The organism is Lysobacter sp. OAE881 (assembly GCF_040546665.1).
Taxonomy (GTDB): domain Bacteria; phylum Pseudomonadota; class Gammaproteobacteria; order Xanthomonadales; family Xanthomonadaceae; genus Lysobacter_J; species Lysobacter_J soli.
On record NZ_JBEPOG010000001.1, the window covers coordinates 4,068,315 to 4,081,587 of the forward strand.

General features: G+C 64.0%; 13 protein-coding genes. 9 read left to right on the plus strand and 4 right to left on the minus strand.

Going from position 1 to position 13,273, the window contains the following annotated elements; genetic code table 11:
• Window positions 1–86: 86 nt before the first annotated feature.
• Window positions 87–710, minus strand: a complete 624-nt coding sequence (locus ABIE51_RS18710) for an HAD-IA family hydrolase (RefSeq protein ID WP_115842084.1) — start codon at window positions 708–710, stop codon at window positions 87–89.
• 64 nt (window positions 711–774) lie between these two features.
• On the opposite strand from ABIE51_RS18710, the gene ABIE51_RS18715 reads away from it, so the two are divergent.
• Window positions 775–1,185, plus strand: a complete 411-nt coding sequence (locus tag ABIE51_RS18715; protein WP_192632704.1) for a DUF2784 domain-containing protein — start codon at window positions 775–777, stop codon at window positions 1,183–1,185.
• A gap of 58 nt (window positions 1,186–1,243) precedes the next feature.
• Here the strand turns inward: ABIE51_RS18715 and ABIE51_RS18720 are convergent, their stop codons facing one another.
• The gene (locus ABIE51_RS18720; protein WP_192632703.1) at window positions 1,244–1,990 is read right to left on the minus strand and encodes an SDR family NAD(P)-dependent oxidoreductase; all 747 of its coding nucleotides are present in this window, start codon (window positions 1,988–1,990) and stop codon (window positions 1,244–1,246) included.
• 286 nt (window positions 1,991–2,276) lie between these two features.
• Window positions 2,277–3,680, minus strand: coding sequence for a vanadium-dependent haloperoxidase (locus tag ABIE51_RS18725; RefSeq protein ID WP_192632702.1), 1,404 nt, complete (start codon window positions 3,678–3,680; stop codon window positions 2,277–2,279).
• Between the two features lie 298 nt (window positions 3,681–3,978).
• Here ABIE51_RS18725 and ABIE51_RS18730 point away from each other — a divergent pair, with 298 nt between their 5' ends.
• The 6 genes from ABIE51_RS18730 to ABIE51_RS18755 all read left to right on the plus strand — a co-directional run bounded on the left by ABIE51_RS18730 (window position 3,979) and on the right by ABIE51_RS18755 (window position 10,910).
• Window positions 3,979–6,438, plus strand: coding sequence for an EF-hand domain-containing protein (locus ABIE51_RS18730; protein ID WP_354504710.1), 2,460 nt, complete (start codon window positions 3,979–3,981; stop codon window positions 6,436–6,438).
• On the plus strand, window positions 6,431–8,101 hold the full coding sequence (locus tag ABIE51_RS18735) for a hypothetical protein (RefSeq protein WP_192632700.1): 1,671 nt from the start codon (window positions 6,431–6,433) through the stop codon (window positions 8,099–8,101). Before ABIE51_RS18730 ends, ABIE51_RS18735 begins: the two co-directional genes overlap by 8 nt.
• Before the next feature lie 63 nt (window positions 8,102–8,164).
• Window positions 8,165–8,662 carry a hypothetical protein gene (locus ABIE51_RS18740; protein WP_192632699.1) on the plus strand — a complete coding sequence of 166 codons (498 nt, stop codon included), beginning with the start codon at window positions 8,165–8,167 and terminating at the stop codon, window positions 8,660–8,662.
• An 8-nt stretch (window positions 8,663–8,670) separates the two neighbouring features.
• A complete protein-coding gene (locus tag ABIE51_RS18745; protein ID WP_192632698.1) occupies window positions 8,671–9,858 on the plus strand; it encodes a PA3715 family protein in 1,188 nt (395 codons plus the stop codon).
• A gap of 74 nt (window positions 9,859–9,932) precedes the next feature.
• Entirely contained in the window at window positions 9,933–10,250 is a 318-nt protein-coding gene (locus ABIE51_RS18750; protein ID WP_192632697.1) for a lysozyme inhibitor LprI family protein, read from the plus strand.
• Between the two features lie 183 nt (window positions 10,251–10,433).
• Window positions 10,434–10,910, plus strand: coding sequence for a hypothetical protein (locus tag ABIE51_RS18755; protein WP_192632696.1), 477 nt, complete (start codon window positions 10,434–10,436; stop codon window positions 10,908–10,910).
• A gap of 312 nt (window positions 10,911–11,222) precedes the next feature.
• Here ABIE51_RS18755 and ABIE51_RS18760 read toward each other — a convergent pair whose 3' ends face one another.
• The gene (locus ABIE51_RS18760; RefSeq protein WP_192632695.1) at window positions 11,223–11,465 is read right to left on the minus strand and encodes an XAC0095 family protein; all 243 of its coding nucleotides are present in this window, start codon (window positions 11,463–11,465) and stop codon (window positions 11,223–11,225) included.
• Window positions 11,466–11,950: 485 nt separating this feature from the next.
• Here ABIE51_RS18760 and ABIE51_RS18765 point away from each other — a divergent pair, with 485 nt between their 5' ends.
• Together ABIE51_RS18765 and ABIE51_RS18770 are read left to right on the plus strand one after the other, a co-directional pair.
• Complete coding sequence (locus tag ABIE51_RS18765; RefSeq protein ID WP_192632894.1) at window positions 11,951–12,373, plus strand: very short patch repair endonuclease; 423 nt, start codon at window positions 11,951–11,953, stop codon at window positions 12,371–12,373.
• A gap of 51 nt (window positions 12,374–12,424) precedes the next feature.
• The gene (locus ABIE51_RS18770) at window positions 12,425–13,252 is read left to right on the plus strand and encodes a DNA cytosine methyltransferase (protein ID WP_354504713.1); all 828 of its coding nucleotides are present in this window, start codon (window positions 12,425–12,427) and stop codon (window positions 13,250–13,252) included.
• The last annotated feature ends 21 nt before the right edge of the window (window positions 13,253–13,273 follow it).

Consider the following 13,273-nt stretch of genomic DNA (forward strand, 5'->3'; position numbering starts at 1 on the left):
CGCGGGAATGACAGCGAAAGAGCGGCGTGACGGCAGCCGCGAGCGGTTCCTTCCGAGCGCGCTTCCGTTTGGGCTACATGCGCGCACTACAGCGCCAGCCTCCCCAGCTCCGGCACCGTCTCGAAGAACTCCTCCGCGCCCATCGCCCGCAGCGTGTCCGCGTGCGAATAGCCCCACCCCACGGCACCGAACGCCACGCCCACGCGCCGCGCCGCTTCGCCATCGCTGACCTGGTCGCCGACGTAGATCGCCTGCGACGCGTCGGCCTTCGCCTGCTTCAGCATCCGCGCGATGCGCCGGTGCTTGCCGAGCACGTGCGCGCCGCCGTCGATGAGTTCGATCGCTTCCATCAGTTCCGCATCGAGCACGCGCCGCACGTTCTCGACGGAGTTCGACGTGAGGATCGCCAGCCGCGCGCCGCGTTCGCGCAGCTGGCGCAGCACGTCGGCGACGCCCGGAAACAGCGGCACCGGCGGCGCGCCGCGCATCATGCGGATGAAATCCGCCGCGACGATGGGCACCTTCCACGTCGGGAACTTCAACTCCTGCAGCAACTCGCGCGTGCCCAGGCGACGCAGGTCCTCGACGCGTTCCTCGTCGATCGCGGTGAAGCCGTGACGCTGCGCGAGCGCGTGCTGCGCCTTCACGAAGAACGGGAAGGAGTCGGCCAGCGTGCCGTCGAAGTCGAAGATGACCAGGGGATAGCGCATGCGCCGCATTGTGCACGAGGCGGCGTGAGCGGCATGGGCCACCGGTTGGCTACAGTGCGCGTGAATGACTCCGACGCTCGCCGCCGCCCTCGCCGACGCCATCCTCGTGCTGCACGTGGGCATCGTCGCGTTCGTGATTTTCGGCGCAATCGCGATCTTCGTGGGGCGCACGCGCTGGCGCTGGGTGCGCGGATTCGGCTGGCGAATGACGCACATGCTGCTGATGGTGTTCATCGCGCTGCAGGCGTGGCTCGGCGCGCTGTGCCCGCTCACGGTGTGGGAGCAGGCGCTGCGCCGACGTGCAGGGCAGGCGAGTTACGGCGAATCCTTCATCGAACACTGGCTGTCGCGCCTGATCTTCTTCGACGCGCCGTGGTGGACGTTTGTCGCCGCATACAGCGCGTTTGCTGCGCTGGTGATCGCGGCGTGGTTCTTCGTGCCGCCGCGTCGTCGCCGAGACCAACCGCTGCGGTGACACCGCTTCACAGCTAGAAGCAACGCAGGGGCGCGGCGCACCCCTGCGTCGTGAGGCCTCAGCGAAGGCCGCCGGCGACCTTCAGCAATTCGCCGGTCATGTAGCGCGAGGCGTCCGTCGCGAGGAACACCGCGATGTCGGCGATGTCGTCCGGCTGGCCGATGCGGCCCAGCGGCGTCTGCGCGACGATGGCGTGCTGGAAGTCCGAGCCGATGACGCCGATCTCGCGCGAGCCTTCGGTCTCGATCATGCCGGGGTTGATGGAGTTGACGCGGATGCCGCGGGGGCCGAGCTCGCGCGAAAGCACGCCGGTGATGGCGTCCACTGCGCCCTTCGTGGCGGTGTAGACGGCGGTTTCCGGCATCGTCAGGCGCGAGACGATGGAACCGATGTTGATGACGCTGGCGCCTTCGCCCAGGTGCTTCGACGCTGCCTTCGTGGTCAGCAGCAGGCCGAGCACGTTGATGTCGAAGTGGCGGTGGAAGTGTTCCGGCGTGATCGCCTCCAGCGGTGCGAATTCGTATACGCCGGAGTTGTTGACCAGCACGTCGAGGCGGCCGAATTCCTTCACGGCGGCGTCGATCAGCGCCTGCGCATCGTCGGCCTTCGACACGTCGGCCTTCACCGCGATCGCCTTGCCGCCCGCCTTCGTGATGCGTTCGACCACGGCATCGGCGCCGCTCTTGCTCGACGCGTAATTGACGACGACCGCCGCGCCTTCGGCGGCGAGCGCCGTGGCGATGCCGGCGCCGATACCCTTCGATGCGCCGGTCACGACGGCCACTTTTCCTGCGAGCTTGCTCATTTGAGTTCCTGATGGGAGAGAGAACGCGAAGGCGCGTTGTGCCCTTCGTCCCCCAATCAGCTGGGTACTCGCACGCCCCGGCCAAAGGCGGGATTCCGGGGAATCAGAATCCCGCCGTCGGGATGTTTCGAAGTCCCGCACGCGCCGCGACGCATTAATGCCCCTCTCCCGCCTGCGGGAGAGGGGTTGGGGGTGAGAAGGCGCTGCTTGCGAACCACTGGTTCGCGCGCCTTCGAACGCCCGAACGCTGTGCGTTCGGGCCGGGAAGGGCAAGCGACAGCCCCAACTACTTCGCCTGCAACTGATGCCCAAACACCCAGTCCGCCACCTTGTTGCCCGCCTTCAGCCCCGCCAGGCAGCCTTCGGTAAAGTGGATGCCCGAGTACACGCGCGCCATCGCCTGCTCCTGCTCGGCAGTGGACAGCGACGGATAGCTGCGCGTGATCGCCTTCACCGGCAGGTCCACCAGTGGCGCCGGCAGCGGCGCGATCGGCGCATTCACCGTGCGCGTGAACGTCAACGCATCGCTCTTGAAGAAGCGCCGCATGGTCTGCGCCGCCGCGCCGGTGAGCGTCGTCGATGCGCAGGGGTAGTCCGGATACGGCGGCGTCTGCAGGAACGGCCGCCACGTCGCGTCGCTCTTCGTGAAGGGGTTGCCGTCATCGGGCCAGCGGATCGCGGTGACCGGACGCCAGAAGTTGTACTGGTACTTGTCGGCGATGTTGGTGATCGCGGCGTCTGCCAGCGACATGTTCACCAGCGCGAACAGACGCGCGTTCTGCCAGCGGTCGAGCCCGCGGTTGATCGCGATGATGCGCACGTTGCCGTTCCAGTCCAGGCCACCGCCGGCCCAGAAGCGCGCGATGTCGCTGGGCGGCGAATTCGGCAGCGCGCCGCGAACGCGCGCATCGCCGATGGATTTCACCAGGTTGTATTCGGACGCGTACTTCGCGCTGTTGACCTTGAAGATCTTTCCCGGTGCCGAATGGAACTGCGCCGCGCTGGTCACCGCGAACGGCGTGACGAACGCCCAGCCCATGAAGGCCGGCGTGGTGACGGCCGGGAACTCCGGCGCGGGTGTCGGCTGGTGCACGCCCACCGATGGCGGCAGCGAATACGCCGGCAGGTTCGGCGTGCCCGATCCGTCGGTCGGCGTGAGCCCGCCCGAACCGTTGTCGGCATAGCGCAGCGCGAGCAGCGTGTCCGCCGCCGATTCGCCCGCGGCGATGCCGGCCGCTTCCGATGCATCCGGCGCGCCGGGGCCGATGGCCGCGTCGTACGCTGCGTTGATCGCCAGGATGGCGTTCGCGCGCGCGGTGCCTTCGGCGGGCGTCGGTGGCGGTGGCAGCGCATCGAGCATCGCCAGCAACGCGGTGCGGTTGGCCGCCGCGACGGCCGCATCCGGCGACGCGTTGCCCGGCGCGCTCGCCACCGGCCGATACGTGTTGTAGCGCGACTGGATCGAATTGAGTGCGTCGTGCACCGAGAGCGACGCGATGGCCAGCGCGCGCGACTGCTGTTGCGGCCCGCCGAACCGCGGCGCGACGGTCGGCCCGCTGGCGAGCGCGTTCCAGTCGGTCACCGAATCGGCGTAGGCGGGCAGCACGGAACACAGCGCGAGTGCGGCCGCCAGCGGCGTGCACGCGCGCGCACGGAGCGAACGCGCGGAAAGCGTGTGTGGGGAGTTCATGGCGATGTCCTGTGGGGGATGGAGGACGCGCCCGACGGCAAGCGCCAGCAGGCGCATGGATTTCAACGCAGGTCGTGCGCATACCGGCCGCCCTTGCGTCGCGTGCTGGGCTCCGGGCGACGGGCGGGCGTTGGGTGGCATGGATGTTGGCGGAGCGCTGCAACTATGGGGTGGAACGTGATCGCCGGCGGCGCCGACTTTCGGACCTTTCTGATGGACTCAACGCACGTAGATCCGGAGCGTGCAATGCACCTCCGACTTCAGGGATCCGAAGCAGATGAATGCGCCACGCGCACCCATGCCGATCGCCACGTCGCGCTTCGGCTATCCGTTCAAGGACAAGGACGACCGCGAAATCGTCGACCCGTACGCCTTCATCGAAGCGCTGATTCCGGTGCAGGGCGGGCATTACCTGCTCGGCTCGTACGGCTTCTTCCACGGCGGCATCCACCTGGACCGCGCATGCAGCTCGAAGCTGTCGATCGACGACGGCATTCGCTGCCTGGCCGATGGTGAAGTTGTCGCGTACCGCATCGACAGCGAATACCACGACGCGACGCCCGGCGCCGTCGGCGATGGCGCGCCGCTGCGGCCCTACTCCACCGGCTTCGTCCTCGTGCGGCACCGGTTGCAGGCACCGTCGCCGCCCATGCCCGCGACGCCTCCGCCGATGGATACGCCCGGCGCCGACATCCGCGACTGGGGCACGCGCCTGTACGCCGATCCGCAGGGACGGCAACCGCTCGCATGGTTGCGGCACGGCACGCCGCTGATCGTGCAAGTCGGCGCGTACACACCGGGCCAGAGCACGCTCGTGCGCGTCACCGACACGCTCGACTCGAAACTCCCACGTGAGGGCTGGATCAGCCGCACGCATCTCGCGCTCGATCCCGCCACCGGCACCGGCATGCGCAGCGCCTTCGGCCTCAAGGACAGCGTCTCCACCACGGTGTATCGCGGCGACAGCATCGACCCGGACAAGTCGGCCGCGCACGCGGAGAACAAGGCGCAACGACAGCGGCCCGAACCCGAGACCGCGCCCGTGCTCACGCTGTACAGCCTTTACATGCACGTTGCGTCGGAGCGCGACTACGAACGCAACGCGAAGTGGACGCGCCCTTCGTGGTGGCCCGAGCGCGGCGGCAGCCGCAAACCGGAAGCGACCGATCGCGTGGTCGCGCTCGCGAAGCCGCTGCCGATCCGACAGGGCGATCTCATCGGCTACCTGGGCGAAGACGTGCCTGCACACGCGTATCCCGTCGCGGGCCAGCCCGTCACGAAGCGCCTGCTGCACCTGGAGGTCTTCAGCGGCGACGATGTTCCGGCGTACCTCGCGAATAGCCGTCGCTGGGCGAAGGAATACCTGCCCGATAGCGAACGCACGCTGCTGCTCCTGATGCCCGGCGATACGTTGCAGCGCGACTTGGGCGGCCCAGCGGCGGCCACGGTGAACCAGCGGCAGATCGTGCGGGTGGCCGGGCTGGAATCGCGAACCGTCGAAGGCAAGCGCTGGCGCAAGGTCACGCTGGGTATGACGCAGGGCCACGCCACTGGTTGGATCGAGGAAGAAGGGCGACTGGTATCGCCGTGGGAATGGCCCGGCTTCGAAGTGCAGGACGAAATCGCGAGCCCCGATGGGTTCCGCCACGACGATCCCGATGCCTTCGCCGACTACCTGCGAGGCGACGGGCCACGCCCGCCCGACACTCCGTTCTACAAGGCGCTGCGCTCGCTGGTGGATCGAAACCACGACGGCAGTCTCAGCGAAGAGGAACTCGACCGCCTGCTCCGCAACCGCCACCACGCCGACCACCTGACCCGGCTAATCGTGCGTCACGAAACCGCATGGACCCGCACCAGCATGCGCCGCCGCACCGAGACCGCACGCCGCATCGCCGCGAAGCTCGGACCCGCGGCAGTGGAGAACGTCAACGCGGAGGAACCGCGCGGCGAGAAGCTGCCCTGGTGGGAGGACGTGGCTGCAAGCGTCGAAGGATTCCCGGCGAGTTCGCGCGTTTGGCATTTTCATGCGGGTGGGGTGGCGGGGAATTTCCCGCCCGTCGAACGGCTCGTTACGTACCGCATCCACCAGAGCGATGGGCGAATCGAGCGGGTGATTCCGAGCGGCGTGAGCTACCCAGACGCATCTAGGATCAAGTACGTGTACTTGGATGCGGGCGGCGCCGAACACGACCTAGGAACCTACGAGTTCTTAGAGGTCACCAGCCGAGGCCCCGGCAACGTAATCGTTCCCGGGAGAACCAAATTGATGAACCAGCGTGATGTCAGGAACTACGCAAATGGCGCCGTTCGTTACGGGTTTCATTACGACATGCGCCTCACCTATCGGCCGTACATCAAGGATCTCGCGCTCGCGAGTCTTCTTGGCGCAATGCTCGAAGTCGGATACGAGGACATCTCCTGCAATGGCTTCAGCGACGACCAAGGTCGATCCATCGGCGGGAGTGTCAGCCACTACGACGGCACGAATGGTGACTTCAAGTACCTGAGGGCAGACGGTACGACGCAGTCGAGATCGAGCTTACACATCGATCTGAGCCCCGACGACATGGACGAGGTGAGGCAAACAGCGTTCGTCGAGGCTTTATACAAGTTCGGATGGAAGGCAATGCTGTCGTGGCCGTACCGAAAGCATGGCCAAACCCGGATGCTGCCTCACTCGTCATCTGCGACAAACCATAACCATCACCTTCATATCCAGCGCTACTCTCCAAACGTGGTGGACGTAAATGAATAAGTACGCCCTCCTCATCGCACTCACCCTCATCCAGGCATGTGGCGCAAGCGAGCCTTCTCTGCCCAAACCCCAGGGAGAGACTGTCCGAACCTCACGCGACGCTTGCATTGATTCACTTCGCGAGGTGGGCGCCGGCACCGGCCCGCTCACCTTCGATGTGAGCCGCGAGCTCGGCGGTCTCAAAGCGTCTTGGCCCGAGGCCTTTGAGAAGCTCGCCACCGTTGACGTTGAATGCCGTGCCCCAAGCCCACTGCCCGACGAGGACGATGGCCAGCGCGGGAAATCGAAGGCGGTGCGCAGGGGAAGTAGCAGCAACGTTCACTGGGTGGCTTACACCTATCCAGCCGAGCGCCCGAAGGCGAACCTCTACGGCTACGTAACGACGCTTGTGCGCTTCGATTCCACGGGGAAGCCAGTCTCCGCTCAGATCGTTTCCGAGCTGATGGCGTACGAGGGATACGTTCGGCACGTCCGATCGACGATGAAGGACGGACAGATCAGAACCTGCATCCAGGAGGCCGAGCTCTTTGCATACGGCCCGAATGGGGATATCACGGGCGATCTGCCAACACCCCGCTACACCGAAGAAGCATGCGGCCGTCCGTACGTCATTGGCGATACGGACGGCAGGAGTTCTTTCCCCCTTACCTCTATCAAAACATGTCGCCGAGACGATGCAGTAACAGACTTTTGCGACGAACGGCACGTCGCGCTCATGAGCAAAGCATTGCGCGAGAGAACGGCGGACTTCGGCAGCCATCACGTTCTGGTAGCCATGCCCGAAGGGACTGGCCGGCAAAGCTTCGTCGCGATCGACGCGACCAACGGCGTTGCCTATCCGCTTCCGTTCGACTCTGCGGAGACGCATTCGAAAGGGCCCAAGGGGAAAGGGGGCGGCTACCGCATCAGTGGATACGACGTCTGCTTTGACGGGATCATTCATGTGAATCGGCGCACCCGATCAGCCGGCGGCTGCTATCGAATGATCGATGGCGCATTCAAGCGATTGGAGAGTCCCAGCGTCGCCGCGGATTGCAAGCAAGATCTTTCTGATCGCGCTACGCCATCCGCGAACACGGGAGTAAGCGTCTTCCGACTCTTCAGGACCTTTCCACCTCAAGCAAGCGAACCGAGCAGCGGATCGCCGTCGCTAGAAAGACTCATCTCACGAGTCCACAAGCTCCAGATTTCCGCTGCATGCCTCAATGAGGCGGCGGGCAAGCTACGCGCCTACGATAGCGACTACTTCAACGATGCCAGCGTCACGCAAGCTAGTCCTCTACTGGCTATACGAACTTCAGATCATTACATCCTCGGCCTCCTGCACCCAGGCTTCGTCGAAGGTGACGGAGAAGGTAGCGAGCTCGCCGTGAGCTTCGTCTTCTACGACACCACTGGGCGTTATGTGGACGTCGTTCCTCGCGCCTCCTCTTGGCGAACCTACGAAGGGACCGAACTGATCCAGGAAGCGTGCCTTTCCGAGCAGGGCATAACCGCACGAAAGATCGCGGTGTACCCGGAATCGCAAGATCAATCCGGGCGGGTCATCCGTTATGAGAAGCCGGAAGTCCAAGGCTTGGTCTTTTATCCGACGACAGGCGAGACGCCTCCCGTCGTGAAGTTCGACTGCGATTCCTTTCCGGCTCTGGCTCACGAGCCATGAGCACGTCGCAACACGTCGCAACACTTCGCCAACACAGGCAACTGCCCGCAAATGAAGAAAACTATGAACGTCTTGAACAAGCTTCCACTGGTCGCATTGATCCTCGCACCCACTGCCGTCGCTTCCGAAGTAACTTCTCACTGCGCTAAGTCGGAACGCACGTACTTCAGCTGCGAAGTCAAAGGAGGAAAGGTCCTCTCGCTTTGCGGAACTCCAACCACGTCCAGGGCCATTACGGGAAGAAGGTACGCGTTCGGCGCGCGCGACCGTGTGGAACTTGCGTATCCCGGTCGTAGCGCGGGTCAGTTCCTTTACAGCGATTACGCTCGCTACATGACGGAGTACCGCGAGATCGGGTTCACGGCGTCAGGCTACAAGTACATTGTCTTTGCCAGGTATATCGGCGACTCCGCTCCGGGGCCGACGTACGGAGTCGAGGTCATTGCTCCGAATGGGAAGGGCGGGCAGATCCCTTGCACCGGAACGGTGGTCGATCGAGTCGCGGAGTTCGGCCGAGGTCTTGAGTGCGATCCAGCGAACGCGCTCGGCTGCCGCAAGTGACAAAGCACATGCCGGCGCACCTGATCAAGACGAAGATGAGCCATTTGCTGGCCGCCGCATTGTTGATGGCCGCTCTGATCGCGCATGGATCGCCAGCCGCGGACGATGACCTTGATGGAGACGGAAAGCCTGATGAGCTGTCGGTGTCTCCCTTGAACGTGTTGGAAGATGGATCATCTTCGCTCGATCTGGTGATTCGGATGTCCACGCTGACCGCGCCGATACATGCTCACCTCAAATCGCCGACACCGAGTTTGCACGCGTACATCAATGAGGGGGCATTGATCGTCGATCGAGGCGAGCATAGCCGCGACGCAGCTGAACTCAGTTACTCATCGTATCGCTGGGACGCTGGCAGACAGCGTCTATGCCTGTATGCCGATGTGACGGGAGTTCCAGCGAACCAGCTTCTAGGCGAACGTCTTCCGCATGATGTTGAGGTGAGCCGATATGGACCATGTAGTGAACTTGGTGACGACTCTACGGTTCAGTCCGTCGCAGAGGTTCTCGGAAATTCATGCGACCTCGTTGTTCCAACGGATATCCGCCACTCCGTAGCTTCAGACCCGGGAAGGACCAACGAGTGGCTCATGGCCGATTGCAAGAGAAGGCTCGATAACCCGGACACCCTCCTTGCCGTCGTTCCAATGTCGACAGAGACCGGCGAACTCAGGGATCTTCAAATCCTGGCGATCGATCTACCGAGGCAAACCGTCGTGGCCCGTCGGGTCGAGCGAAACGTTCTGGAAGGAGACGCCATTTACGTGAATGCCGTTGCGCTCGACACCGCGCGTTACACACTGACTCCGAAACAGCGCGCCTTTGGCGTGCGTGTTAGATGGAAAGGATCCTCCGGTCCAAATCCGTACAGCCGCGAGACGCTCTCCCTGTACACCATTTCTGGCCCGCGAATAGAGCGCAACTTGGCCGGACTCGTTACGTGGGAGCGATCGGGTGAGTGGGACATGGAGTGCACTGGGACGTTCTCATCCGTGTCGCGGACGATCTCCATGACGCCAAGTGACGAAGGCGACGTGCGCCTGAACGTGACCCAGAAAACGAAGGACGAGCGCATGACGAAAACCCCGACCGGCTGCAGCACCGCCGTGGTGCGGGAGGCCGTGAGGAGAAAGGTTCTAAGCGTGGCCGGTGGCAAGTACGTCGTGCCATCGACGATGCAGGCGCCAGGCCCGTGATGCGGCGTGAGGTTCTGCTCGTGCTGATGGCGCTCCCGATCGCGACTAGTGCTCAAGAAGGTGCTTGCGGCCAAGTGAGCACCAGCCAGGAGGTTTATGAGTGCTCGAAAGCGGCCAGGATGGCGGCGGATCGCGCATTGAACAGTGAGTACAGGCGCGTTCTGCAAGCCATCCTGAAGGCCTATCGAAGCGACCGCCTAGGCAAGGAGCTAGTCGGCCAGGTCAAGGAGGCGCAGCTCGCTTGGCTACGACTGCGGGACTCGGATTGCGCCGTGGAATCGTTCATTGCAGAGCGCGGAACAATGGCCCACGAGACCACATGGAACAACTGCATCGCGCGCATGACCAGAGAGCGCACGAGCTATCTCTCTCGCGTGACGGAAGGTCTGTAGACCTGAGCCCTACGTCAGCTGGGCAAGGCCGAACTTCATCGGCTGCGCTCACGGCGCGCGTCAGCCGCCGACTTTTTCACGTTACCCGCGAACGACTTCCTTGGCTAACTCGAACGTGCTTCGCACGTGCGCGAAGCGGCGCGTCGGGAACGGCCCGGCGCGTGAGCCATGCAAGGAGTAGCAATGCAGAACCTGATTTCGATGAACCTGTCCGCTGGCGACCTGCAGGAAGTGGACGCCGCGCTGGAGACGCTGCGACGGGTGTTCGCGCCGATGATCGCGCTGGAAACGCAGCAGCGGCGCGAGCTGTTCAAGATGGGTGACAAGTCGGAGGCCTTCTGCCGGCAGACGCTGGCGGTGCTGGCGGCGAACCCGCAGATCGTGCCGCCGAACCTGGGGCTGGCCGAAGCGCAGGCCGACCTGGCGGCGCTGGATGCCCTGCGTCCCCGCGTGCTCCAGCTGTTGCAGCTGACCGAGCGGGCGGAAGACACACTGCTGGCGCTGGGCAGCGACCTGATGTCGGTGTCGCTGGAGGGCTACGGCCTGCTGAAGGTATCCGGCCGGAACGAGGCGCTGAAGAACGCGCGCCGGGCGCTGTCGGCGCGCTTCGCTCGCGGCAAGGCCGAGCCCGCCACCGCGGACGACGTGCCGGCGGCCTGATTCCCCGGCCCGGCGACCCTTCGTCAGTGTTTGAACCTGGCGCGTCGGGCTCCGAGCCTGGCGCGCCAGTCTTTTTGGCTGGCGCGCGAGGTTCGGGAACTGGCGCACCAGTGTTCATCACTGGCGCGCGAGTCTTTTTGGCTGGCGTGCCAGCTGCAAAGACTGGCGCGCGAGATGTTTCGAGTGGCGCGCCAGGCAAAAACACTGGCGCGCGAGTGGAAAAGACTGGAGCGCGAGGCTCGAAGACTGGCGTTCGAGGTTCCGGAACTCGAACGCCCTGCCGCCGCGGCGTCGCGCGACCGTCGAGCATCCTTACGGAGGCGCCTCAAGCACGCAGCACAGCACCTCGTCCAGGTACGCGGCCTGACGGTCGAACAACTCGGCGAGCACGCCGGGCGCGATGCGGAACTCGGCGTCCTCGCCATCCCCGCCGGACCCGGCGAGCTGCGCCAGCAACACCAACTGGTCGCGCGCCAGTTTCAGCTTGTGGTGCGCGAAGTCGGGCAAGAGCACGCCGACGAACGAGGCGTGCGAACAGCAAACTTCCTTTTGCATCTGAGGGTCTCCAGCAAACCAGCCGGCTTGCGCCGCGGAATGCGGCGCAAGGTGTCGGGAGGTTCGAAACCGAAGCTAGCCGGCCGGGCGTATTTCCTCTTTCGAGGTGTTTTATTAGCCGCCCTCCCGACGCAGTCCTGCTCGCGTCGGATGCCCAGACGTCGGGCATAAAAAACCCACCGGAATGACGGAGGTGGGTTCCGCTAGCTTTCGGAGATTCGACGCTCCTTGGGGGTGGAGACTGCGCGCCGATGAGCGAGTGTTCAACGCGAAGAAGTAGCATCCACTAAACGCACACTGACTTAGCTATGGGCCCCGGGGGCCGGGTTAGCCCGCTAGGCGGCGTTCCCGTCGGGTCATCGGGACTCGCCTTTCGGCCTTACGTTTTCCTCCCGGCCGCCCGCCGAGCTGGGGGTCTGTGATCTGCAAAGATGAATGGCCATGCCACCTGGCAAAATCTGGCCAGCTCAGCCATCCTGCTTCCCATGGTCGATACGCTTACCCGGGCCCAGCGAAGCGAGCGAATGTCGCTCATTCGTGGTCAGGACACGAAGCCCGAAATGTGGGTACGCCGTTTCCTACATTCCAAAGGGCTCCGATTTCGGTTGCATCGGCGGGATCTCCCTGGACGCCCGGACTTGGTTCTGCCAAAGTATGGGGCGGTCGTCTTCGTACAGGGATGCTTCTGGCACGCTCACCATTGCCAGAAGGGAAGGATCCCCGGGACACGCGCCGACTTCTGGCGGGCGAAGTTCGAATCAAACAAGAAACGGGACGCCCGAAACACCAGGGCGTTGCGTTTAGCCGGCTGGCGCGTCCTCACCATCTGGGAGTGCGAGCTTGCCAAGCCCACCCTCAGGGAGCGGGCGCTAGGGAAACTATTTCTAAAAATTTGTCGCGGAGCGTGAGATTTGGACGGTGGAAACTCGCCTGCCCAGGCGGTTGGCCGGGAGGCTTCGGTGGTAAACAAGAAGAACTTGAAGGTGATGGACCTATTCGCAGGGTGTGGGGGGCTATCGCTTGGGCTCGAGCAAGCCGGCTTCACCCCTGTGTTCGTCAACGAGCTGAACGACCACGCTCGCGCGACGTACATCCAGAATCGAGTTGATAAGCACGAGTGGCTTGCCGAACCGGGCTTCCACTCTTCCGACGTGAAGGGGATGGTGCTCGACAAGAAGTTCCTGCCAGCCCTCGAAAAGCGCTTCGCGAACGACTTTGGCATTGCACATGGCGAGCTCGACTTGCTCGTGGGCGGACCTCCCTGCCAAGGCTTTTCGGGTATTGGCCATCGGCGGTCCTACTCGGTGGACAAGGAACAGCTCCCCTCCAACCACCTCTACCAAGACATGGCGGCGATCATCCATCGCCTGAGGCCCCGAGCGTTCCTTTTCGAGAATGTCAGAGGATTGCTGCATAGCAAGTGGACGGCCGACGGCCGCAAGGGCGAGATCTGGACGGAGATCCTCGACACGTACAGGAAGATTCCAGGCTACTCGGTCGCCTATTCACTCGTTTACGCAAAGGACTATGGCGTCCCTCAGAATCGGCCACGCGTCCTAATGGTAGGCGTGCGCGATGACGTCGGCGGCAGCCTCACGCGCGAAGGCAACCCGGAGGATGCAGTCAAACGCGGGTACCTCCCTCCCGGTGGCGCATTGGATCCACCAGACCTCATAGAGCTCCTTGGCGATCTGGTAGACAGCAGCTACGAGAATGGCGGAGCGACCACTCACTACCCATCCGCTGCGAGGACGAAAAGGTTCAGAAACAGCTGCGCACCCCGTTAGAAGGCGGCACCCCTTTCCGCA